Here is a 22,127-nt window from a genome sequence, read left to right as displayed (position 1 = left end):
GCGGGCGACCGGACCCGCAGCGGTCCCGGCCCTGTGCGCTGTCGACGCGTGGGGGAACCGGGCCCGCCGCCCTCTCGTTCCGTCTCGTGCTTGCAAGAAACCCTGAGACGAGACGCGAGGCCGCATGAGCAGGCGAGCGCAGGACGAAGACGACCGGCGCGACGCGGCGCGGGCGCGGAAGGACGGCGACACGTCCGGCGATAATCCCGCCGCGGACACGCCCGACGACAACGGCCGGCCCGCCGCCGGGAAGCGCGAACTCACCCGCCACCCGCGAGAGGAAAGCGGGCAGGCCGCGGCGGGACTGACGGATGTCTCGCGCGAGGCCGCCGAACGCGCCGAACAGCCCTACGCGCTGTGGTCGTCCGAGCGGATGTTCATCCTGTCCACCGCGGCCGCGGGCGTGGGGCTGGGCAACCTGTGGCGGTTTCCGACGCTGGTCGGCGAGAATGGCGGCGGCGTGTTCCTGCTTGCCTACGCCGTGGCGGTCATCGCCTTCGCGATCCCCTTTGCGGCGCTGGAAATCGCCGTCGGGCGCGCGGCCCACGGCTCGGTCATCGCCAGCTTCCGCAGCCTCGGGCGCCGCTTCGTGCCGGTGGGCGTGGCCATCGTCCTGCTGACGCTGGTGATCGACAGCTACTACTTCGTCATCACCGGCTGGACGCTGGGCTTCGCGGTCGAGGCGACGCTGGGCCCCGCCCCCGGTTTCGAGGATTTCACGGCCGGCTATGCCTCGGTCTGGTGGCTGTGTGCCGTGGGGGCGCTGGTGGCCGCGATCCTGGCTTTCGGGCTGTCCGGCATCGAGCGCGCGGCGCAATTCCTGATGCCGGTGCTGCTGCTGGCGCTTGTCGGCATCGCGATCTACGGCCTGAGCAACGGCGCGGCCACCGAGGCGCTGTCGTTCCTGTTCTCGCCCGATCCGTCCCGCCTGACCGATGCCGAGGTCTGGCGATCCGCCTTCGGGCAGGCCTTCTTTTCACTGACCATCGGACAGGGCTACCTGATCACCTATGGCAGCTACCTGCCGCTGCGGGTGAACGTGCCGCGATCCGTCGCCGTGATCGCGGCGATCAATTCCAGCGTCGCGATCCTTGCGGGGCTTGCGATCTTCCCGCTGGTCTTTGCCGCCGGGCTGGACCCCGGTGCCGGGTCCGAGCTGGCGTTCGAGACGCTGCCGCGCGCGTTCGAGCAGATGGGCGGGGGCGCGTTCCTCGCGCCGGTGTTCTTCTGGTTGCTGTTCCTTGCCGCGCTGTCGTCCTGCCTGGGCGGGGCCAAGGTGGTGACCGCCGCGCTGCGCGAGCAGTGGCGGCGCATCGGGCAGGTCTCTGGCGTCTTGATCGGCATCGCCGCGATCGTGGCGCTGGGGGTGCCTTCGGCGCTGTCCTACGCGGCGCCGGAATGGACGATCGGCGACAGGCCGGTGCTGGACGCGGTCGACCGGATCGTGGGGTCCAACGGCACGATCGTCATGGGGATCGTGTCATCTGCGGTTCTGGGCTGGCGGTTTTCCCCGGACCGGCTGAGCCGCCAGTTCGGGCTGCGGGACCGTGCGGCGCTGACGCTGGGCTGGCTGGTGCGGATCGCGCCGATCGCGCTGGCGGTGCTGTTCGGCGTCGGGCTGGTGACCGGGGACGGCTGAGCGTACGGGGATGCGACGACGCCCTTTCGCGGGCGCCGGGATGTGTCTATATGCCCGCCATGCAGAATCCCCCCGATCTTCGCCCCGACCTGTCGCGCGCGCGGCTGACCGAGACGCGCCGCCCCGGCCAGCCCACAATCGGCATGGTCAGCCTTGGCTGTCCCAAGGCGCTGGTCGACAGCGAACGCATCCTGACCCGCCTGCGGGCCGAGGGGTACGGCATCTCGGCGGATTATTCCGGCGCCGATGCGGTGATCGTGAACACCTGCGGGTTCCTCGACAGCGCCAAGGCCGAAAGCCTGGACGCCATCGGCGAGGCGCTGGCCGAGAACGGCCGCGTGATCGTCACCGGCTGTCTCGGGGCCGAGCCCGACTACATCACCGGTGCGCATCCCAAGGTGCTGGCCGTGACCGGGCCGCACCAGTACGAACAGGTGCTGGACGCGGTGCACATGGCCGTCCCGCCCAAGCCCGATCCGTTCGTGGACCTGCTGCCGGCGCAGAACGTCAGCCTGACGCCGCGGCATTACAGCTACCTCAAGATAGCCGAAGGCTGTAACCACAAGTGCAAGTTCTGCATCATCCCCGACATGCGCGGGAAGCTGGTCAGCCGTCCGCACACGGCGGTGATGCGCGAGGCGGAAAAGCTGGCCGAGGCCGGGGTGCGCGAGCTGCTGGTGATCTCGCAGGATACATCGGCCTACGGCACCGACTGGAAGGACCGCGCGACGAAGTTTCCCTTCCTCGATCTCGCGCGCGATCTGGGCACCTTAGGGGCGTGGGTGCGGATGCACTACGTCTATCCCTACCCGCATGTGCGCGACCTGATCCCGATGATGGCGCGGGGGATGGAGTCGGGCATCCTGCCCTATCTCGACATCCCGTTCCAGCACGCGCATCCCGACACGCTGAAGCGCATGGCGCGCCCCGCCGCGGCCGAGCGCACGCTGGACGAGATCGCCGCCTGGCGGGCCGAGTGCCCGGACATCGCCCTGCGCTCGACCTTCATCGTGGGCTATCCGGGCGAGACCGAGGACGAGTTCCAGACCCTGCTGGACTGGCTGGACGAGGCGAAGCTGGATCGCGTGGGCTGCTTCCAGTACGAGGACGTCGCCGGCGCCCGGTCGAACGCGCTGCCCGACCACGTCGACGCGGCGGTCAAGCAGGAGCGCTGGGACCGGTTCATGGAGAAGGCGCAGGCGATCTCGGAGGCGAAGCTGGCCGCGAAGGTGGGCACGCTGCAGCAGGTGATCGTCGACGACGTGGACGAGGACGGCATCGCCACCACCCGCACACGGGCGGATGCCCCCGAGATCGACGGCAACCTGTTCATCGACGAGGGCGCCGAGGGGCTGGAGCCCGGTGACATCGTCACGGTCGAGGTCGACGAGGCGGGCGAATACGACCTGTGGGGGCGGCTTCATGGCCAAGGCTGAGCGTCAGGATTTCCGGGCGATGGATGCCGCGACCTGCCTTGCGCATCTTGGCCGGCTGCCGGCGCGGGCGCGGCGCGACGGTGCGCGGACCTTGATCTACAAGAAGAACCGCAGGCCCGCAGGCCTGCGCGAGCAGATCAACCTTCTGGATGCGCTGCGCGACGAACCAGCCCTGACCGATTTCGACCGGCTCTATGCCCTGATCGCCGGATCGCACAAGGTGTGCGAGGAGGTTCTGGTCGAGGACGCGCATCACTGGCTCGACCGGCTGCTCGATGCCGAGGCGCAGATCCGGGCGATGCCGATCGCCTACGGGCTGCGCCGCGATCGCACGCACCTGGTGTTCTCGGCGCAGAACGTGGCGCTGAACCTCGACCTGCTGACCGGCGCGCGCCATGCGACGCGCCTGGGCGACTGGGTGATGCACGAGGTCGAGACGCTGAACCTTCGGCGGATGACGCCCTACCTGTTCAACAGCACCAGCAACACGGTCAAGGCCGCGGGACTGGTGGCGCTGGCCCGGCCCGAGGCGGTGGACCGCATCCATGACCTGATGCGGCGGCTGGTGTCGTACAGCATCGAGATCAACAACCCCGTCCACTGGTGGGTCTTCTCGCGATTCAGGGCACCGTCGAAGCTGGACGAGGTCGAGGAGCGGGCGGCCTTCGGGTCGCATTGCAACACGATCCTGCGCCTTCGCGCGCTCGAGGACGCAACGCGCGCGAAGGATGCGGATGCGCGCCGCGCGGCGTTCGAAAAGGTCGCCGACCTCTGCGTGGCCCAGGCGACGCCGGCACAGAAGACGGCGTTGACGGAAGCGGCGCGCACCGTGTTCGGCGATCGCTGGACCGCATCGGCGCCCGGCGGCGGAGCCGCCGTTTAGCGTTTGCAAAGCGCGCGCGTTCTGCGGCAAGAGGCAGCGCATGGCCAAGCTGCATTTCCACTACTCGACGATGAACGCCGGCAAGTCGACGCTGCTGCTGCAGGCGTCGCACAACTACAACGAACGCGGGATGGAGACCTACCTGCTGACCGCCGCGCTGGACGACCGCGCGGGGCGGGGGCGCATCGCGTCGCGGATCGGGGTGGGCCAGGAGGCCGACACCTTCGCCTCGGACACCGACCTGTTCGCGCTGATCGAAGCGCGGATGGCGAAAGGGACGATCGCCTGCGCGTTCCTCGACGAGGCGCAGTTCCTGACCGAGGCCCAGGTCTGGCAACTGGCCCGCGTGGTGGACGACCTGGACCTGCCGGTCATGGCCTACGGGCTGCGCGTCGATTTCCGCGGGCAGCTGTTTCCGGGCTCGGCCGCGCTGCTGGCGCTGGCCGACGTGATGCGCGAGGTGCGCACGATCTGCCATTGCGGGCGTATGGCGACCATGGTCGTGCGGCAGGACGCGACAGGCCGCCCGATGCGCGAGGGCGCGCAGGTGCAGATCGGCGGCAACGAGACCTATGTCAGCCTGTGCCGCCGCCACTGGCGCGAGGCGATGGGCGACCGGCCCGCCGCGCGCCCCGGCTAGCCCGATCCATCAGAACCGCTTGCGCGCCTTGTCGAAGCTTTCCGAAAGGTCCTTCCACGCCCGCTCGAGCGCCGCGCTGACGTCGTCCCACGCGGCCTTGCCGGCCTCGTTGAGCTCGTCGATGCGCTTTTCCGCCCGGTCGCGGTTGGCCTGCATCTCGCGCAGGCTTTCCTCCTGCTTCGCGCGGACTTCCTCGTTCTGCTTGGCCATCTGGGCCTGCAGACGGTCGATCTGGGCGTTCCAGTCGTCGAGCTGCTTCTTGGCCTGTTCCACCATTGCGTCGCGATCCATGCATGCCTCCTGTTCGTTGGCCTTCAGGAGGCAGCGTGCCACGAATCGCGCCACCGGCAAAGAGCAGAGGGCTAGGCGCGCTCGACCAGCACGGATCCCACGGAATAGCCCGCGCCGAAGGAACAGATCACGCCGCGGTCCCCCGGCGACAGGTCCTCGCAGTTCTGCGAGAAGGCGATGATCGAGCCGGCCGACGAGGTGTTGGCATAGTCCTGCAGGATGTTGGGTTGTTCATCGGCGTCGGGAACACGTCCCAGCACCTTGCGGCCGATGAAGTCGTTCATCGTCTTGTTGGCCTGGTGCAGCCACAGGCGCTTGAGGTCGTCCGCGCGCCAGCCGTTCTCCTCCATGTTGGACAGGATGTGGGCCGACACCATCGGCAGCACCTCCTTGAAGACCTTGCGGCCGTTCTGCATGAACTGCATGTCGCGCCGGTCCTCCATCTGGTCGTGGGCGCGGCGCAGGAAGCCGTCGTTGTTGCGGATGTTGTTGCTGAATTCGGTCGCGCAGCGGCTGCCGTGGATGACGAAGTGATCGCCCTGCGCCTCGTCTGCGCGTTCGATCACCACGGCGGTGGCCACGTCGCCGAAGATGAAGTGACAGTCGCGGTCGCGCCATTCCAGGTGGCCCGAGCAGATTTCCGGGTTCACCACCAGCGCGCGGCGCACGCTGCCGGTGCGCACCATGTCGGCGGCCGCCTGGATGCCGAACGTGGCCGAGGAGCATGCCACGTTCATGTCGAAGGCGAAGCCCCGCGCGCCCAGCAGGTTCTGGATCTCGATCGCCATCGCCGGATAGGCGCGTTCGTGATTCGACGCGGCGCAGATCACAAGGTCGATCTCGGCCCCCTCGCGCCCCGCGCGCGCCAGCGCCTTCCGCGCGGCATCGAGCCCGATCTCGGCCATGATCGACGGCTCGTCGTCGGCGCGCGGCTGCAGCCTGGGATACATGCGCGCCGGGTCGAGGATGCCGGCCTTGTCCAGCACGTAGCGCTGCTCGATCCCGCTGGCCGAGGTGATGAACTCGGCGCTGGAATGGGCCATCGGCTCGACCTCGCCGGCGGCGATGGCGGCGGCGTGTTCCTCGTTCCAGCGGTCGGCATAGGCGTTGAAGGCCACGACCAACTCGTCGTTGGTGATCGTCTGGTGCGGGGTGAAGACCCCGTGTCCGGTGATGGCGGGCTGGTGCATGGCTTTCTCCAAGGACTGGCGCGCAAGGAAACCGTTGCGACGCGCGCGGTCAAGCGGCGCGCCGTTCACGGGCGCGCGCGTGACGCAGGGTTTCGCGCGGTTCAGACCGGGTTGGGCAGGTCCTTGCCGTCGAGCAGGGCGATGGCGTTCTCGACCGCCATCAGGCCCATCGCCTCGCGCACTTCCAGCGCGGCGGTGCCGAGGTGCGGCAGCAGCACCGCATTGTCGAGTGCGCGCAGGCGGTCGGGAACCTCGGGCTCTTTTTCGTAGACGTCGAGGCCCGCGCCACCGATGCGCCCTGCCTCGAGCGCGTCGATCAGCGCGGATTCGTCGATCACGTCGCCGCGGGCGATGTTGACCAGGTGGGCGTGCGACGGCATCGCGGCGAGCACCTTTGCGTCGACCAGGTGCCGCGTCTCGGCCCCGCCCGGCACGGCGATCGCCAGCACGTCGGATGCCGCCGCCAGCGCGGCCGCGTCGGCGTGGCGCCTGGCGGGAAACTCCAACTCCTTGTCCGATCGCGCGACGTAGCCCACGGACATGCCGAAGCCGAAATGGCAGCGCTTGGCGATGGCCTGCCCGATCCGGCCCATGCCGACGATTCCCAGCCGCTTTCCGGTCAGGTGCATCCCCAACATCTGCGTCGGGTGCCAGCCCTTCCACTGGCCGGCGCGCACCATCCGCTCGCCCTCGGCGGCGCGGCGGGTCGACATCAGCATCAGCGTCAGCGCGATGTCGGCGGTGGCGTCGGTCACGGTGCCCGGCGTGTTGGTCACCGCGACGCCCGCGTCCCGCGCGGCGGCCACGTCGATGTGGTTGTAGCCCACGCCGAAATTCGCCAGCAGCCGGCAGCGGATGTCGCCCGCCGCGGCGAATATCCCGGCCGAGAAGGCGTCGCCCAGCGTCGGGATCACCGCGTCGTGGTCGCGCAGGGCGGCGATCATCTCGTCGCGGTCCATCGGCGTGGTCTTGTCGCGCACGGTCACGTCGAAGCGGCTTTGCGCGGTGGCGACGACGAGCTCGGGCAGCGGACGGGCGATCAGGAGCTTCATGGACGTGTCCTTTGCGGAGCGGCGGAGTTTCAACACAGCCGGGCACCGTCCGGCGCGGGCTTGTCGGGCACGGCCAGCACCACGGCGCCGCTGTCGTCGTGTATGCCCAGCACCAACACCTCGGACCGGACGGGGCCGATCTGGCGGGGCGGGAAGTTCACGACGGCCAGCACCTGCCGGCCGACCAGCGCCTCGGGCGTGTAATGCTCGGTGATCTGGGCCGAACTCTTCTTCTCGCCCAGCTCGGGGCCGAAATCGATCCACAGCCTGATCGCGGGCTTGCGCGCCTCGGGGAACGGCTCGGCGCGCGTGACGGTGCCGGCGCGGATGTCGACGGACAGGAAGTCGTCGGACGTGATCTGCGGTGCCGCGTCAGCCACGGGCCAGCTCGCGCGAGCGGGCCGAGGCCGCGGCCACAGTGCGTCGGATCAGCGGCGGCAGGCCGGTATCGGTGTCCATCAGCACGTCCAGCCCGGCCTGCGTCGTGCCGTTGGGCGAAGTCACGTTTCGCCGAAGCTGTGCCGGGTCCTCGCCGGTCCGCACCGCCAAGGCACCGGCGCCCGCCACGGTCGCGCGGGCCAGTTGCAGCGCCAGTTCCGGCGACAGCCCCTCCGCCTCGGCGGCGGCGGCCATGCATTCGATCAGGTGGAAGACGTAGGCCGGCCCGGACCCGCTGACGCCGGTGACCGCGTCGATCTGCGCCTCGGTCTCGAGCCGCACGACGTCGCCCACCGCCGACAGCAGCGCCTCGGCCGCGTCCATCTGCGCCCCGGACACATGCGCGTTGCCGACGATCGCGGTGATCCCCTGCCCGATCGCGGCGGGCGTGTTGGGCATGGCGCGGACGATCGGGCTGCGCTCGCCCAGCGCGGCCTCGAGCGTGGCGATCGTGGTGCCGGCGGCGACCGAGACGAACAGCGTGTCGCCGTTGCCCAGCGCCCGCAGCGCGGGCAGCGCCTCGACCATCTTCTGCGGCTTGACGGCGACGATCACCACGGCCGGATCGGGCGGCAGCGGCGCATTGAGATGCGTGCCCTGCGCCTTCACCCAGTCCGAGGGGTTGGGGTCGCTGATCCACACCGACGAGGACGGAAGACCGCGCGCCAGCCAGCCTTCCAGCATGGCCGAGCCCATCTTGCCGCATCCCATCAACACCAGGCCGCGTTGCGCCAGCTCCGAATTCTGCATGCCGTCTCCCCTCCCCTGCCGGTCCTTGGAGCGACGTTACGAAAGGCCGCGCCCGGGGGCAATCACTCCGCCCGCGCCGCGACTCTACCGGTTGGCGAGATGCGCCAGCCGGACGAAGACGCGCTCGACCAGCGCGCCGGCCGGCGCGCGCTGGCCGGCGCTGCGCAGGGCAAGGTCGGTATCCATCAGCGCGGCCAGCGCGGCCTCGAGCCGCTCGGCGGACCATTTCGACGATTGCCTCAGCAGCCGGTCGCGGCGGGGGCCGAAGACCGGCGGGCGCAGGCGGCCGATGCCCTGGTTCGGGCCGCCCGGCGCGCTGGCGAGCGCATAGAGCGTCCGGAAATGCCGCATCCCGAAGATCATCAGCGTCACGGGCGCGACACCCTGCGCCCACAAGGTCCGCATCACCGGCGCGATGTCGCCGGTGCGCCCCTCGGCCAGCACGTGAAAGATCTCGTCGATATCGGCCTCGGTCGAGCCGGGGGCCATCAGCGCCACCTCGTCGGCGGTCAGGGGCGTGTCGTCGCCCAGCTTGTAGAGCGCGACCTTCTCGAGCGTCTGGCGGAAATCGCCAGGGCCCAGCGTGCGCGCCAGCGATTCCAGCGCGGACATCGGGTCGCGGGGCACGTCGCGCAGGCCGGCCTGCTTCAGCGCGTCCTCGATCTCGGCCCGGCCCATCGGGTCGTCGTAGATGCCGGCGGCATAGGCGGCCCTGTGGCCCTCGAACGCCTTGCGCAGCGCGGACTTCGCGGTCAGCGAGCCCGCGGTCGCGACGATGAATGCGTCGCCCGGGCGCCACTCGGCCAGCGCGGTGGCGAAGAGCGGCGCCAGCCCGTCGGTCGCCTCTTCGACCAATGCCACGCGCGGGCCGGGAAAGAAGCCCTGCGCCTTGATCGCGTCCAGCAGCGCCGCGCCGTCCTTGCGCAGGTCGGCGCCGGTCATGCGGGCCAGACGCATCTCGGCCTCGCCCTCGGGGCCGATCAGGTGGGCGACCACCTCTTGCCGGCGCAGCGCGACGCGCATCGTGTCCTCGCCGAAGATCAGCAGGCCGGCGGCGTCGCGGTCGGGCGCGCGGAAGAAGGCGGCGGCGTCGCGGGCGGAGAGTTTCATGGCGTGCTCGGCCGGGCCGTCACCGGGGCAGTTCCGGCGCGGTCAGAAGCAGCAGGTCGACCATCTGGTCGGCCAGCAGCACTGCGAGCCGTTGCTCGGCGTCTCGTCTGGCCGCCAGCGTCGCCACGGTCGAGCCGGTGGCGGAATAGCCGGTGAAGGCCTGCGTCGCGTCGCTGACCAGGATGCGCTCGGTCACCGCGTCGACCAGCGTGAAGCGCACCTCGCCCGCCAGGCGGTAGCGCGTGGTGGCGCCGGCCGAGGTGCCGCCCAGCGCCTCTTCGTCGGTGGCGAGGGCCAGGCGTAAGGCGTAAGACGCATCCGGCCCGGCGCGGCCAAGCCGTTCCTCGAACCGGCGGTTGAAGACGTAGCCGATCGGGCCGGCGGGTTCGGGCAAGGCGACCTCGCCCAGCAGCTTGCCGCCGGCGCCGCCCGCGCCGTAGACCGGCGCGAAGCCGCAGCCCGCCAGCGACAGGGCGGCTGCGCCGGAGCCCATTCCCAGGCAGAAAGCGCGTCGGCCGAAGCGTCCGCCTGCCGCCCTGCCCGCCGTCCCGTTCTTCCGTTCGCTACACGACCACATTCACGATCCGCCCCGGCACCACGATCAGCTTTTTGGGCGCGCCGCCCTCCAGCGCGCGCACCACAGCTTCGTGCGCGAGGACGGCCTTTTCAACCTCTTCCTTGGGCGCGTCGTTCGGCACGGTGATCTCGCCCCGGCGCTTGCCGTTGACCTGGATCGGCAGGGTGACGGTGTCCTCGACCAGCATGGACTCGTCGGCCACGGGCCAGGGCGCGTCGGCCACGAGGCCCTCTCCGCCCAGCAACTGCCACATCTCCTCGGCCAGGTGGGGGGTCATCGGCGCCATCAGCTGCGCCAGCGCGCGCGCCGCCTGCCGTTTCACGCCGGCGCCCGCTCGGGATTTGCCCAGCGCGTTGGTGAAGGCGTAGAGCCGCGCGATGGCTGCGTTGAAGCCGAAGGATTCGACCCCCAGCGAAACGTCACGGATCGCCTTGTGCATCTCGCGCAGAAGCGGTTCGTCCTCGGCGGTCTCGGGCGCGTCGGAGCCGGCGATTTCCGATGCCATGCGGTGCACCCGCGACAGGTGCTTGTGGGCGGCCTCGGCGCCGGCGGCGGTCCATTCCACGTCGCGCTCGGGCGGGCTGTCGGACAGCACGAACCAGCGCGCGGTGTCGGCGCCGTAGGTGCCGATGATCGCCACCGGGTCGACCACGTTGTTCTTGGACTTCGACATCTTGGCCGAGGGGATGATCTCGACCTCGGTGCCGTCGGCGAGATAGCCGCGGCCCTCGCGCAGGGTCACGTCCTCGGGGTAGTGGTAGACCGGGCGGCCCTGAGGGTCGCGGGTCTGGTAGATCGCGTGCGTGACCATTCCTTGCGTGAACAACGCGTCGAACGGTTCAATGCACTTGTCGGGCAGGTGGCCGGTCATCTGCATCGCGCGGGCGAAGAAGCGCGAATAGAGCAGGTGCAGGATCGCGTGTTCGATCCCGCCGATATACTGGTCGACGTTCATCCAGTATTCGGCGGCCTTCAGGTCGGTTGGCGTGCCGGCGTCCGGCGCGGTGAAGCGGGCGTAGTACCACGACGAATCGACGAAGGTGTCCATCGTGTCGGTCTCGCGCCGCGCGGGGGCGCCGCAGGCGGGGCAGGCGCAGTCGCGCCACGTCGGGTGCCGGTCGAGCGGATTGCCCGGGATCGAGAAGTCGATGGGCTTGCCGTCCTCGTCGTAGGGGAGGGCGACGGGCAGGTTTTCCTTCTTCTCGGGGACGACGCCGCAGGTGTCGCAATGCACCACCGGGATCGGGCAGCCCCAGTAGCGCTGGCGCGACAGGCCCCAGTCGCGCAGGCGGAACTTGGTCACGCCCTGCCCGACGGCGTTCTCCTCGCAGAAGTCGATGGCGGCGTCGATCGCCGCGTCGCCGGTCTGGGCCTCTTCGCCGGCGAACCCGGCGACGTAGCGCACGGTTTCGGGCTTGGGGGGCACGTAGGCGGGGCCGCCGTCCTCGGGCAGGATGAAGGTGCCTTCCTCGCCCATGGCTGGGACGAAGACGGATCTCACCGGCAGGTCGTACTTGCGCGCGAAGTCCAGGTCGCGCTGGTCGTGCGCGGGGCAGCCGAAGATCGCGCCGGTTCCGTAATCCATCAGGATGAAGTTGGCCACGAAGACCGGCAGCTCCCACGCGGTGTCGAAGGGGTGGCGCACCCGCAGCCCGGTGTCGTAGCCGCGCTTCTCGGCCTTCTCCATCTCTTCCTCGGAGGTGCCCATGCGGCGGCATTCGGCGTTGAACTCGGCCAGCTCGACGTCGTCCTTCTCCAGCCGGCGGGCCAGCGGGTGGTCGGGCGAGATGCCGACGAAGCTGGCGCCCGTCAGCGTGTCGGGGCGGGTGGTGTAGATGTCGACGCGGTCGTGGCCTTCGGGTCCGTCGATCAGGCCGAAGGCCATCTGGAGCCCGCGCGACTTGCCGATCCAGTTGGCCTGCATCAGCTTGACCTTGGCCGGCCAGTCGTCGAGCGCGTCGAGCGCGGACAGCAATTCCTCGGAATAGTCCGAGATGCGGAAGAACCACTGCGTGAGTTCCCGCCGCTCGACCGGCGCGCCCGAACGCCAGCCCTTGCCGTCGATCACCTGCTCGTTCGCAAGCACCGTCATGTCGACCGGGTCCCAGTTGACAACCGCGTTCTTGCGGTAGACCAGGCCTTTCTCGAGGAAGTCGAGGAACAGCGCCTGCTGCTGGCCGTAATAGTCCTCGTCGCAGGTGGCGAACATGCGCGACCAGTCGAGGCCGAAGCCCAGCGGCTTCATCTGGCCGACCATCGTGTCGATGTTGCCGTAGGTCCAGTCCTTCGGGTGCCCGCCCGAAGCCATCGCGGCGTTCTCGGCCGGCATGCCGAAGGCGTCGAAGCCCATCGGGTGCAGCACGTTGAAGCCGTTGGCCTTGCGGTGGCGCGCGATGACGTCGCCCATCGTGTAGTTGCGCACGTGACCGATATGGATGCGCCCCGAGGGATAGGGGAACATCTCGAGCACGTAGTATTTCGGCCGGTCGGGCACGATCTCGGCGCGGAAGGTTCCGGCCTGCTCCCAGGCGGCCTGCCATTTCGGCTCGATCGAGGCGGGGTCGTAGCGCGACATGCGGGTATCCTTTGGCGGGCGGTGCGTGCCGCCGGGTGATAGGCGGATGCGGGCGCGGGGTCCAGCCTGTGGCGCGGGGGCTGCGGAAATTCCCGCGCGCGGCCGGCGGCATTGGCGGCGCGCCGAGCGCGTGCCACAAGGGCGTGACGCGACGCAACGGGCCCGGCCGCATGGACATCCTGCTGATCCACCAGAACTTCCCCGGGCAGTTCAAGCACCTCGCCCCGGCGCTGGCGCGGGCGGGGCACCGGGTGACGGCGCTGACCTGCCGGGTGAAGGAGGCACAGACCTGGCACGGCGTGCGCATCCTGCCCTACGCCATCCGCGGCGCCAGCACCCGCGAGATCCATCCGTGGCTTGCGGATTTCGAAACCAAGGTCCTGCGCGGCCATTCCTGCCACGCGGCGGCGGCCGCGCTGAAGGCGCAGGGCTACGCGCCGGATGTCATCTGCGCGCATCACGGCTGGGGCGAGAGCCTGTTCCTCAAGGATGTCTGGCCGGAGGCGCGACTGGGGCTCTATTGCGAGCTCTACCACCTGAGCACGCCGGACTTCACCACCTTCGACCCGGAGTTCCCGCCCCGCGACCCGGCCACCGACGCGCTGCGGCTGCGGCTGAAGAACCTCAACAACCGGCTGCACGCCGAGGTCATGGATGCCGGCCTGTCGCCGACGCATTTCCAGGCGGGCACCTATCCGGACCCGGTGCGCGAGCGGATCACCGTGGCGCATGACGGCGTGGACACGGGCGTGGTGCGTCCGGATCCGGGCGCGCGCCTGCCGGTGACGGACACCGTGACGCTGACCCCCGACGACGAGGTCGTGACCTTCATCAACCGCAACCTCGAGCCCTATCGCGGCTACCACGTCTTCATGCGAGCCCTCCCCGAGATCCTGCGCACACGCCCCCGCGCCCACGTGGTGCTGATCGGCGCCGAGGGGACGAGCTACGGCTCGGCGCCGCCGAAGGGGCAGACGTGGAAGCAGATCTTCCTCGATGAGGTGCGTCCCCGCATCCCAGAAGCGGACATGGCGCGCGTGCACTTCCTGGGCCGCGTGCCCTACGACCGCTACCTGTCGATGCTGCAGGCCAGCAGCGTCCACGTCTACCTGACCTACCCCTTCGTGCTGTCGTGGTCGCTGCTCGAGGCGATGGCCGCCGAATGCGCGATCCTCGCCAGCGACACCGCCCCGGTACGCGAGGCGATCTCCGACGGCGAGACCGGCGTGCTGACGGACTTCTTCGACCGCGAGACGCTGGTCGCGCGCCTTGGCGAATTGCTGGACGATCCCGACAGGCGCGCGCGGCTGGGCCGGGCGGCGCGGCAGCACGTGCTGAAGCACTACGACCTGGAAACGGTGTGCCTGCCGGCGCAGATGGCCTGGGTCGAGCACCTGGAAACGCTCGACCCGCGCCCGCCGCGGGACTGAGCCCGCACGGCTTCACGCGCGCCGATTCTTCCTGTCGCGAGCATCTCGGCGGCGGGCCGGGGGCGGTGCCCCCCATGCCCCGCCGCGCCCCGCTAGAGCCGGCTGTCCTGCTGGCGCAGCTGGCGGGCGCGGGTCAGGATCGCATCCTCGATCGCGCGCACGGTCTCGGGCGCCACGGGTCCCCACCGCGTCTGCAGCGCCACGTTCAGCGAGCGCGCGTCCAGCGCCGGATCGTCGACGTGGATCGTCGCGCGATAGGCCTGCCCGCCGCCCGGAGGGGTGCCGAAGCCGGTGACGATGACCCCGGTGAACGGATCGATCGACTGCACCGGCAGGAAATCCAGCGTCTGCAGCGCGGCATTCCAGATGTAGCGGTTGACCGCCCCCACCTGCCCCTGGTCGCCGCGTTCGCGGAACAGGTCCCAGATGGTCGAGCTGGGCGGGCCGTAATCTTCATAGACGATATCGTCCATGATCTCGTCGGCCGGCGGCGTGTCGACCGGCGCGCGCGACCGGTCTCCGGTGAACATTCCGCATCCCGACAGCAGCAGAGCCGCCGCAATTCCGATGCCGAAAGCGTTTCGCATGCGCCGCATTTGGCCCCCGATCGCCATTGAACCCTGAATCTTCCTACAGAGAGAGGCGCCGCGCGACAAGCGGTTGTTATCCGGGCCCGTGCGGACCCCGTTGCCGGCGCCGCACCGCGCGATTGGCGACCTTGTGGCAATTGCGCATCACAAAACGGCTCGTTGCCGACACGGTTTGTCCAAGGGTTGCGAAGCCGCGTCCGCAGGGCGCATAGAACCCTCATCAAGACGGGCAACCCGGTTTGGTACGTGCCTTAGAACACATGAGGGAAACCATGAAAAAGATCCTGTTTGCGACCACTGCACTGGTTGCCTCCGCAGGCATCGCGTCCGCTCAGGGCGTCGAAGTCTCGGGCACCGCGGAAGTCGGTATTGTTGGCGGCGACCGCTATGACGCGGCCGACCCGATCCTGGGCTACGACAACGACAACGTCGACCAGCTGTGGACCGACGTCGAAGTCACCTTCACCATGACCGGCGAAGCCGACAACGGCCTGACCTTCGGCGCGTCGGTCCAGCTCGACGAAGCCCCCGGTCCGCACGGAACCGACGATGACGGCGCGACCTGGTTCCTGGCCTTCGGCGGTGCACGCCTCGACATGGGCGACACCGACGGCGCGTTCGACGCGGCAATGACCGAAGTCGGCCTGGTCGGCACCATCGACGACACCGAGACCGCGCATGCCGGCTACAACGGCAATGCGGGCCTCGACGGCTTCTATGATGGGCAGATCGCACGCTTCTCGTATTCGTACGACGCCTTCACCGGCCACGTGTCGGTCGAGATCGACGACACCGGCGAAGACGCAGCGGTCTACGGCATCGGCTTCTCGTATGCTGCCGACCTGGCCGGCGTGAACCTGGGCTTCGGCATCGGTCACCAGCAGACCGAGATCGACAACAATTCGTTCCGCAACGTCCTGGTTCCGGGCTCGGACGGCGACTACAGCGTCACCGGTGCAAGCCTGTCGGCCACCACCGATGCCGGCATCCAGGTCGTCCTGAACTACTCCGAGTACAACCAGGAGAACTGGGACGAGACCATGACTCACTCGGCGATCGGCGTGGCATACACCATGAACGCCCTGTCGCTCGGCGTGAACTACGGTGTCTATGACGACGTCAACGGCGTCGACGGCGACGAAACCAGCGGCTACGCAGTGTCGATGAACTACGACCTCGGCGGCGGTCTCGTCGTGCAGGCCGGCTACGCCGAAAGCGACGTTGACGCTGGCGGCGTCGACGAAACCGGCGACAACTACTCGCTGGGTCTGGCAATGTCCTTCTAAGGACACCAGCCATTGGCTAGGGGAAGAGCGGGCCTTGCGCCCGCTCTTTTCTTTTGTGCCCCCCTTTCGTAAGCACATCGCGGACAGACAGGGGCGCAAGATGCCTGCAGACAGCACGAACGGCACGCGACCGATCGACAGGAACGGGACCATCGCGCAGGCCCGCGCGCTTCAGGCGCAGGGCCGGCTGGACGAGGCCGCGCAAGCCTGGCGCGCGCTGCGGGATGCCAATCCCGGCTTCGCCGAGGCGCGCATCCACCTGTCGACCAACGCCTTCGACCAAGGGGACCGCGACGCCTGCCTGTCGGAACTGCGCGAAGTGACCCGGCTGCTGCCCGACGATCCGCGCGCATGGTCGACGCTCGCGGCACGGCTGCGGCATTTCGGCCTGACCGACGAGGCGCTGAGCGCCTGCGACGCCGCCATCGCCTGCGATCCGAAATCGGTGAAGCTGCGCGCCGAGAAGGCGCACCTGCAGCAATCGCTGGGCGAGTTCGACGCCGCCGAGCGCGCGCTCATCAAGCTGCTCAGGCGCAGCCCGGCCGATACCGACCTCTACCGCATGCTGATGACCGCGCACCGCGTGACGCGCAACGACCCGGTCCTGCGCCAGATGCTGGCGCTGTGGAAGGACAAGCGGCTGAACGATACCGGGCGGATGAACCTCGGCTTCGCGCTGGCCACGGCGATGGAGCAACTGGACGAGCCGCGCCGCGTCTTTGCCTATCTCGACGCGGCCAACGCCGCGCAGGCGCGGCTGGCGCCCGACGATTCCGAGGCCCGCGCGCAGCAGGCCGCCGCGACACTGGCCGCGCAGGAGGGGGCCGACCTGACGCCGCGCGGGCCGCGGATGCAGCCGCGCCCGGTCTTCATCGTCGGGATGCCGCGGTCCGGGACCACGCTGGTGGAACGGATCATCGCGCGTCACAGCGGCGCCACCGCAGGGGGCGAGATGGGGCACGCGCTGCGCCGCGCGCGCCTGCGCTTCGGCCCGCCCGAGGCGATGACGCCGCTGGCCGACATTCCCGACGACGCGCTGGTCGACTGGGCCGCCGACTGGGCGCGGCTGGCGACGCGCGACACCGGCGCCGCGTCGGGCGTGGTGACCGACAAGGCGATGATGACCGAGCAGATCCTGGGCCTGATCCGGCGCGGCATGCCCGGCGCGCGGATCATCGTGGTGCACCGCGACCCGCGCGACATCGCGCTGTCGATCTATCGAAACCAGTTCCGCCTGGGCCAGCACCGCTACGCCAACGCGCTGACGGACATCGCCGACGCGATCAAGGCCTTCCGCGCAGCGATCGCCCACTGGCGCGCACGGATGCCCGAGGCCCTGCACGAGATCCGGTACGAGGATCTCGTCGCCGATCCCGAAGCGCAGACCCGCGCGCTGGTCGCGGCGGCCGGGCTCGAGTGGGAGGATGCGTGCCTGGACCCGGCGGCGGGATCGGGCAGCGTGCGCACCCTGAGCGTGGCACAGGTGCGTCAGCCCATCCATGCCGGGCGCCGGCAGGCCTGGCGCAAGTACGAATCCGAGATGCAGCCCTTCATTGACGCCTGGGGAGACCAACCATGGGACTGACCGACATCACCGACCGCGTAGCACGGGCCTGCGCCGAGGCCGGCCGCGACCCGTCCGAGGTCACGCTGGTCGCCGTGTCCAAGGTCCAGCCGCTGGACCGCGTCGAGGCGGTGCTGGAGCAGGGTCACCGCGTCTTTGGCGAGAACAAGGTCCAGGAGGCCGCCGGCAAGTGGCCGGATTTCCGCGCACGCTTCGACGGGATCAAGCTGCACCTGGTCGGGCCATTGCAATCGAACAAGACCCGGCAGGCGATGGAGCTGTTCGACGCGATCCACTCGGTCGACCGGCCGAAGATCGCCAACACGATCGCCCGCATCGCGCAGGAGATCGGCCACTGCCCCGACCTGTTCGTCCAGGTCAACACCGGCGAAGAGGACCAGAAGGCCGGCGTGCTGCCCGACCAGGCCGACGCCTTCATCGCCGAGTGCCGCGATCTGGACCTTCCGGTGCGCGGACTGATGTGCATTCCGCCTGTCGACGAGACGCCGAGCCTGCATTTCGCGCTGCTGGCGAAGGTTGCCGCGCGCAACGGACTGGCCGGCCTGTCGATGGGCATGAGCGCCGATTTCGAGGAAGCGATCGCCCTTGGTGCGACCCATGTGCGCGTCGGCTCGGCCATCTTCGGCGAGCGCGACTACGGCTGACCGGTGCGCCGCCGCGTCGCGCGCGGCCTGCCCCTGCCCGCGCTTGCATGCGCCCCCACGGGCCGCTAAGCCGCGCCCATGCGCATCTGTCGGGATCATCGCGAAGTACCCCCCGAGGATCGTGGCGCCAGCGCCGCGATCGGCAATTTCGACGGCGTGCACCGGGGCCACCAGGCGGTGATCGGACTGGCGCGCAAGGCGTGCCCCGACGCGCCGCTGGGCGTGGTCACATTCGAGCCGCATCCCCGCCAGTTCTTCGCGCCCGACTCGGCCCCCTTCCGCCTGATGGGCCGCGAGGCGCGCGCCTCCAGGCTGGCGAAGCTGGGGGTCGAGCGGCTATACGAGATCCCGTTCGATGCCGACCTGGCCGCACTGAGCCCGCGCGACTTCGCCGCCCGCGTGCTGCGCGACGGGCTGGGCCTGCGCCATGCCGTGGTGGGTGGCGACTTCCGCTTCGGCAAGGGCCGCGCGGGAGACGCCGAGGCGCTGACCGCCTTCGGCGCCGAGATGGGGTTCGGCGTGACCGTGGCGCCGCTGCTGCACAACGGCGACGAACAGGTATCGTCGACCGCGATCCGCGCCGCACTGACCGAAGGCCGCCCGCGCGACGCCGCAACGCTGCTGGGCCACTGGCACCGGATCGAGGGACCGGTGCTGGGCGGGGAACGGCGCGGGCGCGAGTTGGGCTATCCCACCGCGAACATGAGCATCGACGGTCTGCATCCGCCGCGCTTCGGCGTCTACGCGGTGCTGGTCGACGTGCGCGACGGCCCGCACGCGGGCAGCTATCGCGGCGCGGCCTCGGTCGGAGTGCGGCCGATGTTCGGCGAGAACCGCCCCAACATCGAGACCTACCTGTTCGACTTCGCCGGCGACCTGTACGATGCCACGCTGTCGGTCGCGCTGGTCGAGTTCCTGCGCCCCGAGGCGCGGTTCGACGGGGTCGGTACCCTGATCACGCAGATGGACGCCGACTGCGCCCGCGCCCGCACCCTGCTGGAGGCGCTGTGAGCGACGGCACGCTCTCCCCGCGCTTCTGGGAGCGCAAGCGGCTGGACCAGATGAACCGCGCCGAGTGGGAGGCGCTGTGCGATGGCTGCGGCAAGTGCTGCCTCAACAAGCTCGAGGACGAGGACACGGGTGAGGTCGCGCTGACCCGGGTGGCCTGCCGGCTGTTCGACGATTCCACCTGCCGGTGTTCGCAATACCCGATCCGCCACCAGTTCGTACCGGAATGCATCGTTATGACGCCCCGCAACATCGGCGATCATGCCTATTGGCTGCCCGACACCTGCGGCTACAAGCGGCTATGGCAGGGCCGCCCGCTGGAGCCGTGGCACCCGCTGATCTCGGGGCGCACCGACAGCGTGCACGAGGCCGGCATCAGCATGCAGCACCGCACGGTGTCCGAGTTCGAGGTGGCGGACGAGGACTGGGAAGATCACATCATCGACGATTGAGAGGACGCCCCCCATGCATTTCGCATCCGACAACAGCGGCCCGGCCCACGCATCCGTGCTCGAGGCGCTGGCCGAGGCCAATGACGGCTACGCGATGGGCTACGGCAACGACGCCCTGTCGGCCGAGGTCAGGGACAAGCTGCGCGCCCTTTTCGAGGCGCCCGAGGCAGACGTGTTCCTAGTGCCCACGGGCACGGCGGCGAACAGCCTTGCGCTGGCCTGCCTGTGCGAGCCCTACCGGTCGATCTTCTGCGCCGAGCATGCGCATATCCATGTCGACGAATGCAACGCGCCGGAATTCTACACCGGCGGGGCTAAGCTGTGGCCGGTGCCGCACGGCGACCGGATGACGCCGGAGACGCTACGCGCCGCGATCGCGGCGTCGAAGGCGAACGGCATCCACGGTCCGGTCGGCGGCGCGGTGTCGATCACCAGCGTGACCGAGGGCGGCAATGTCCTGTCGATCGACGAGATCGCGAGCCTGTCCGCCGTCGCCAAGGAGGCTGGCCTGCCGGTCCACCTGGACGGCGCGCGCTTCGCCAATGCCTGCGTCAAGCTGGGCTGCACCCCGGCCGAGATGTCGTGGAAGGCCGGCGTCGACGTGGCGGTGTTCGGCGGCACCAAGAACGGGTTGCTGGGCGCCGAGGCGGTAATCTTCTTCGACCCGGGCCTGGCGCGCGGCTTCGCCGAGCGACGCAAGCGCGGCGGGCACCTGTTTTCCAAGCACCGGATGCTGGCGGCGCAGATGAAGGCCTACCTCGAGGGCGACCTGTGGCACGAGCTGGCCAAGCGCGCCAACGCCGCCTGCGACATGCTGCGCGCCGGGTTGGAGGCGCAGGGCGTGAAGATCGAGAACGACACCCACGCCAACATGCTGTTCGCGCACCTGCCGGCCCGCCTGCATGACGCGCTGCACGCCGAGGGCGCGGTCTATCATACCTTCGACGAAGAGGACGGGCTGATCCCCGGGCGCTTCGTCTGCGACTGGTCGACCGGCCAAGGCGCCGTCGACGCGCTGCTGGCGGCGCTGAAGCGGCATATGTGACGCGGCGGTCGGGTCTCTGCGCCCCACGCCTGCGGAGCGTTGCCGCGGTTATTTTTCCGCAACGAAGGTGCGGCGGCGCGGTCTTCCTGCCGCGTCAGGGAACCCGCGCGGACGCGCCGGGCTTGATCGCGTGTAACAGGGTACCGATATCCGACTGAAAGGCGCTGTTATCGCATGACCGCAATCGCCGTGCCAAGACAGCGCCGAACCCGCAGGAAGGACCATTCATGCAGCGACTCATCCTGACCGCCATCGCCTCCGTGCTTGCCTTGACGGGCGCGGCGCGCGCCGACCAGCTCTCGCTGGGCGAGATTTCGGCCTATCTGAACTCGATCAAATCGGCCGAGGCGGAATTCACCCAGATCAACGGCGACGGCACGATCTCGACCGGCGATCTCGCGATCAAGCGCCCGGGCAAGGTGCGCTTCGACTACGATCCGCCGGAACAGGCGCTGGTGCTGGCCTCGGCCGGGGCGGTCTACGTGATGGACCGCAAGGCTGGCGGGCAGCCGAACACCTACCCGCTGAGCCAGACCCCGCTGTCCATCATTCTGGACCGCAACGTCGACCTGACCCGCGCGGGCATGGTCGTCGGCCACGAATACGACGGCACCGCGACCATCGTCACGGCGCAGGATCCCCAGCGGCCCGAATACGGCCGGATCCGGCTGAAGTTCACCGACAACCCGGTCGAGTTGCGCCAGTGGGTGATCGAGGACGGCAACGGCACCACCACCGTCGCCCTGGGCGGCCTGCGCAAGACCGCCAACATCCCCAACAGCGTGTTCGACCCCCAGCGGGTGAACTAGCGATCAGCGCGCGTGGCGGCAGTTCTGCAACTGCACGTCGTAGACGACAGCGCGGCGGCCGACCTCGTCGGCCACGCGCAGCAGCCAGCTCTTGGCATTGTACGAACCGCTGCGATAGCCGCCGCGGCCCTCGTGGTAGGCCAGATACTGGCGCCGCGCATCCGTCAGCGGGATGCCGAGTTCGCGCGTCGAGGCGGTCATGTACCAGCCCATGAAGTCGGTCGCGTCGCGGATGTCGTCCCGGCGCGCCCGGCGGCTGCCTTGCTGCTGGACATACTCGTCCCATGTGCCGTCGAGCGCCTGGCTGTAGCCGAAGGCCGAGCTTTGCCGGCCCACGGGGATGACCCCCAGCGTGTAGCGCAGCGGCGTGCGCGCGTCCGAGATGAACTTGCTTTCCTGGTAGATCGTCGCCATCTGGACCGGGACGGGAACGCCCCAGCGTCGCTCGGCGTTGCGGAAGGCGCGGTAATATCCCGGGCGTTCGCCCAGGATGGCACACGCGTCATCGAGATTGCGCGGTGCCACCCCCGATCCGCCGCCGCCACAGGACGCCGCCAGAAGGACGATCACCAACGCGCGAAGCCATCTGCTCATGTTGCCTCATGCTCTGGTCGTCTTTTTTCTGAAAGCATAGACGATGTGAGACTGCGGCGAAATGGCCAAGGGCGTGGGAGCGATCACGTTTTCGGCGGGGCGC

Annotated in this window: 22 protein-coding genes; 12 read left to right on the top strand and 10 right to left on the bottom strand. The window is 69.5% G+C overall.

What is annotated here, in order from left to right:
* Positions 1 to 124 precede the first annotated feature (124 nt).
* The 4 genes from BLW27_RS06205 to BLW27_RS06190 are packed head-to-tail and all read left to right on the top strand — an operon-like array spanning position 125 to position 4,598.
* Entirely contained in the window at positions 125 to 1,639 is a 1,515-nt protein-coding gene (locus BLW27_RS06205; protein WP_089880968.1) for a sodium-dependent transporter, read from the top strand.
* A 50-nt stretch (positions 1,640 to 1,689) separates the two neighbouring features.
* Entirely contained in the window at positions 1,690 to 3,075 is a 1,386-nt protein-coding gene (gene rimO, locus BLW27_RS06200) for a 30S ribosomal protein S12 methylthiotransferase RimO (RefSeq protein WP_089880965.1), read from the top strand.
* On the top strand, positions 3,062 to 3,958 hold the full coding sequence (locus BLW27_RS06195) for a hypothetical protein (RefSeq protein ID WP_143042212.1): 897 nt from the start codon (positions 3,062 to 3,064) through the stop codon (positions 3,956 to 3,958). Before rimO ends, BLW27_RS06195 begins: the two co-directional genes overlap by 14 nt.
* 40 nt (positions 3,959 to 3,998) lie before the next feature.
* Entirely contained in the window at positions 3,999 to 4,598 is a 600-nt protein-coding gene (locus BLW27_RS06190; RefSeq protein ID WP_089880958.1) for a thymidine kinase, read from the top strand.
* A gap of 9 nt (positions 4,599 to 4,607) precedes the next feature.
* Here the strand turns inward: BLW27_RS06190 and BLW27_RS06185 are convergent, their stop codons facing one another.
* From BLW27_RS06185 to leuS, 8 genes are all read right to left on the bottom strand, one after another.
* Positions 4,608 to 4,889, bottom strand: a complete 282-nt coding sequence (locus tag BLW27_RS06185) for a sll1863 family stress response protein (protein ID WP_089880955.1) — start codon at positions 4,887 to 4,889, stop codon at positions 4,608 to 4,610.
* A 71-nt stretch (positions 4,890 to 4,960) separates the two neighbouring features.
* Positions 4,961 to 6,079 carry a beta-ketoacyl-ACP synthase III gene (locus BLW27_RS06180; RefSeq protein WP_089881885.1) on the bottom strand — a complete coding sequence of 373 codons (1,119 nt, stop codon included), beginning with the start codon at positions 6,077 to 6,079 and terminating at the stop codon, positions 4,961 to 4,963.
* Between the two features lie 101 nt (positions 6,080 to 6,180).
* Positions 6,181 to 7,131, bottom strand: coding sequence for a 2-hydroxyacid dehydrogenase (locus tag BLW27_RS06175; protein WP_089880952.1), 951 nt, complete (start codon positions 7,129 to 7,131; stop codon positions 6,181 to 6,183).
* Positions 7,132 to 7,160: 29 nt separating this feature from the next.
* Entirely contained in the window at positions 7,161 to 7,511 is a 351-nt protein-coding gene (locus BLW27_RS06170) for a tRNA-binding protein (protein WP_089880949.1), read from the bottom strand.
* Positions 7,504 to 8,319 carry a pyrroline-5-carboxylate reductase gene (gene proC / locus BLW27_RS06165; protein ID WP_089880947.1) on the bottom strand — a complete coding sequence of 272 codons (816 nt, stop codon included), beginning with the start codon at positions 8,317 to 8,319 and terminating at the stop codon, positions 7,504 to 7,506. The genes BLW27_RS06170 and proC overlap by 8 nt, the downstream gene beginning before the upstream one ends.
* Positions 8,320 to 8,403: 84 nt before the next feature.
* The gene (holA, locus tag BLW27_RS06160; protein WP_089880944.1) at positions 8,404 to 9,429 is read right to left on the bottom strand and encodes a DNA polymerase III subunit delta; all 1,026 of its coding nucleotides are present in this window, start codon (positions 9,427 to 9,429) and stop codon (positions 8,404 to 8,406) included.
* A gap of 19 nt (positions 9,430 to 9,448) precedes the next feature.
* Complete coding sequence (gene lptE, locus BLW27_RS06155; RefSeq protein ID WP_089880941.1) at positions 9,449 to 9,922, bottom strand: LPS assembly lipoprotein LptE; 474 nt, start codon at positions 9,920 to 9,922, stop codon at positions 9,449 to 9,451.
* 70 nt (positions 9,923 to 9,992) lie between these two features.
* Positions 9,993 to 12,581: a leucine--tRNA ligase gene (leuS, locus tag BLW27_RS06150; RefSeq protein ID WP_089880936.1), complete on the bottom strand. Its 2,589-nt coding sequence runs from the start codon at positions 12,579 to 12,581 to the stop codon at positions 9,993 to 9,995.
* A gap of 170 nt (positions 12,582 to 12,751) precedes the next feature.
* On the opposite strand from leuS, the gene BLW27_RS06145 reads away from it, so the two are divergent.
* On the top strand, positions 12,752 to 14,011 hold the full coding sequence (locus BLW27_RS06145) for a glycosyltransferase (protein ID WP_089881883.1): 1,260 nt from the start codon (positions 12,752 to 12,754) through the stop codon (positions 14,009 to 14,011).
* A 92-nt stretch (positions 14,012 to 14,103) separates the two neighbouring features.
* On the opposite strand, the gene BLW27_RS06140 is transcribed toward BLW27_RS06145, so the two are convergent.
* Entirely contained in the window at positions 14,104 to 14,541 is a 438-nt protein-coding gene (locus BLW27_RS06140) for a DUF3576 domain-containing protein (RefSeq protein WP_089881882.1), read from the bottom strand.
* 332 nt (positions 14,542 to 14,873) lie between these two features.
* Between BLW27_RS06140 and BLW27_RS06135 the strand changes: the two genes are divergently transcribed.
* The 7 genes from BLW27_RS06135 to BLW27_RS06105 all read left to right on the top strand — a co-directional run bounded on the left by BLW27_RS06135 (position 14,874) and on the right by BLW27_RS06105 (position 21,430).
* Positions 14,874 to 15,887 carry a porin gene (locus tag BLW27_RS06135; RefSeq protein ID WP_089880933.1) on the top strand — a complete coding sequence of 338 codons (1,014 nt, stop codon included), beginning with the start codon at positions 14,874 to 14,876 and terminating at the stop codon, positions 15,885 to 15,887.
* Between the two features lie 100 nt (positions 15,888 to 15,987).
* The gene (locus tag BLW27_RS06130; protein ID WP_089880931.1) at positions 15,988 to 17,472 is read left to right on the top strand and encodes a tetratricopeptide repeat-containing sulfotransferase family protein; all 1,485 of its coding nucleotides are present in this window, start codon (positions 15,988 to 15,990) and stop codon (positions 17,470 to 17,472) included.
* The gene (locus BLW27_RS06125) at positions 17,463 to 18,116 is read left to right on the top strand and encodes a YggS family pyridoxal phosphate-dependent enzyme (protein ID WP_089880928.1); all 654 of its coding nucleotides are present in this window, start codon (positions 17,463 to 17,465) and stop codon (positions 18,114 to 18,116) included. Before BLW27_RS06130 ends, BLW27_RS06125 begins: the two co-directional genes overlap by 10 nt.
* Before the next feature lie 78 nt (positions 18,117 to 18,194).
* Positions 18,195 to 19,127 carry a bifunctional riboflavin kinase/FAD synthetase gene (locus tag BLW27_RS06120; protein WP_089880925.1) on the top strand — a complete coding sequence of 311 codons (933 nt, stop codon included), beginning with the start codon at positions 18,195 to 18,197 and terminating at the stop codon, positions 19,125 to 19,127.
* Positions 19,124 to 19,576 carry a YcgN family cysteine cluster protein gene (locus BLW27_RS06115; protein WP_281242722.1) on the top strand — a complete coding sequence of 151 codons (453 nt, stop codon included), beginning with the start codon at positions 19,124 to 19,126 and terminating at the stop codon, positions 19,574 to 19,576. Before BLW27_RS06120 ends, BLW27_RS06115 begins: the two co-directional genes overlap by 4 nt.
* A gap of 13 nt (positions 19,577 to 19,589) precedes the next feature.
* On the top strand, positions 19,590 to 20,621 hold the full coding sequence (locus tag BLW27_RS06110; RefSeq protein ID WP_089880921.1) for a threonine aldolase family protein: 1,032 nt from the start codon (positions 19,590 to 19,592) through the stop codon (positions 20,619 to 20,621).
* 227 nt (positions 20,622 to 20,848) lie between these two features.
* Positions 20,849 to 21,430, top strand: coding sequence for a LolA family protein (locus BLW27_RS06105; protein WP_089880917.1), 582 nt, complete (start codon positions 20,849 to 20,851; stop codon positions 21,428 to 21,430).
* 3 nt (positions 21,431 to 21,433) lie between these two features.
* On the opposite strand, the gene BLW27_RS06100 is transcribed toward BLW27_RS06105, so the two are convergent.
* The gene (locus tag BLW27_RS06100; RefSeq protein ID WP_089880913.1) at positions 21,434 to 22,024 is read right to left on the bottom strand and encodes a transglycosylase SLT domain-containing protein; all 591 of its coding nucleotides are present in this window, start codon (positions 22,022 to 22,024) and stop codon (positions 21,434 to 21,436) included.
* Between the last annotated feature and the right edge of the window lie 103 nt (positions 22,025 to 22,127).

Source organism: Citreimonas salinaria (genome assembly GCF_900107235.1).
In the GTDB taxonomy this organism is placed as follows: Bacteria; Pseudomonadota; Alphaproteobacteria; order Rhodobacterales; family Rhodobacteraceae; genus Citreimonas; species Citreimonas salinaria.
Note: the sequence above shows the minus strand (reverse complement) of the source record. Positions and strands in the feature narration are given on the sequence as shown.

What these genes read in the sequence shown, in the direction of transcription:
- BLW27_RS06205 (WP_089880968.1), top strand. Translation starts at nt 125, where the DNA reads ATGAGCAGGCGAGCGCAGGACGAAGACGACCGGCGCGACGCGGCGCGG.
- rimO (WP_089880965.1), top strand. Translation starts at nt 1,690, where the DNA reads ATGCCCGCCATGCAGAATCCCCCCGATCTTCGCCCCGACCTGTCGCGC.
- BLW27_RS06195 (WP_143042212.1), top strand. Translation starts at nt 3,062, where the DNA reads ATGGCCAAGGCTGAGCGTCAGGATTTCCGGGCGATGGATGCCGCGACC.
- BLW27_RS06190 (WP_089880958.1), top strand. Translation starts at nt 3,999, where the DNA reads ATGGCCAAGCTGCATTTCCACTACTCGACGATGAACGCCGGCAAGTCG.
- BLW27_RS06185 (WP_089880955.1), bottom strand. Translation starts at nt 4,889, where the DNA reads ATGGATCGCGACGCAATGGTGGAACAGGCCAAGAAGCAGCTCGACGAC.
- BLW27_RS06180 (WP_089881885.1), bottom strand. Translation starts at nt 6,079, where the DNA reads ATGCACCAGCCCGCCATCACCGGACACGGGGTCTTCACCCCGCACCAG.
- BLW27_RS06175 (WP_089880952.1), bottom strand. Translation starts at nt 7,131, where the DNA reads ATGAAGCTCCTGATCGCCCGTCCGCTGCCCGAGCTCGTCGTCGCCACC.
- proC (WP_089880947.1), bottom strand. Translation starts at nt 8,319, where the DNA reads ATGCAGAATTCGGAGCTGGCGCAACGCGGCCTGGTGTTGATGGGATGC.
- holA (WP_089880944.1), bottom strand. Translation starts at nt 9,429, where the DNA reads ATGAAACTCTCCGCCCGCGACGCCGCCGCCTTCTTCCGCGCGCCCGAC.
- lptE (WP_089880941.1), bottom strand. Translation starts at nt 9,922, where the DNA reads ATGGGCTCCGGCGCAGCCGCCCTGTCGCTGGCGGGCTGCGGCTTCGCG.
- leuS (WP_089880936.1), bottom strand. Translation starts at nt 12,581, where the DNA reads ATGTCGCGCTACGACCCCGCCTCGATCGAGCCGAAATGGCAGGCCGCC.
- BLW27_RS06145 (WP_089881883.1), top strand. Translation starts at nt 12,752, where the DNA reads ATGGACATCCTGCTGATCCACCAGAACTTCCCCGGGCAGTTCAAGCAC.
- BLW27_RS06140 (WP_089881882.1), bottom strand. Translation starts at nt 14,541, where the DNA reads ATGTTCACCGGAGACCGGTCGCGCGCGCCGGTCGACACGCCGCCGGCC.
- BLW27_RS06135 (WP_089880933.1), top strand. Translation starts at nt 14,874, where the DNA reads ATGAAAAAGATCCTGTTTGCGACCACTGCACTGGTTGCCTCCGCAGGC.
- BLW27_RS06130 (WP_089880931.1), top strand. Translation starts at nt 15,988, where the DNA reads ATGCCTGCAGACAGCACGAACGGCACGCGACCGATCGACAGGAACGGG.
- BLW27_RS06125 (WP_089880928.1), top strand. Translation starts at nt 17,463, where the DNA reads ATGGGACTGACCGACATCACCGACCGCGTAGCACGGGCCTGCGCCGAG.
- BLW27_RS06120 (WP_089880925.1), top strand. Translation starts at nt 18,195, where the DNA reads ATGCGCATCTGTCGGGATCATCGCGAAGTACCCCCCGAGGATCGTGGC.
- BLW27_RS06110 (WP_089880921.1), top strand. Translation starts at nt 19,590, where the DNA reads ATGCATTTCGCATCCGACAACAGCGGCCCGGCCCACGCATCCGTGCTC.
- BLW27_RS06105 (WP_089880917.1), top strand. Translation starts at nt 20,849, where the DNA reads ATGCAGCGACTCATCCTGACCGCCATCGCCTCCGTGCTTGCCTTGACG.
- BLW27_RS06100 (WP_089880913.1), bottom strand. Translation starts at nt 22,024, where the DNA reads ATGAGCAGATGGCTTCGCGCGTTGGTGATCGTCCTTCTGGCGGCGTCC.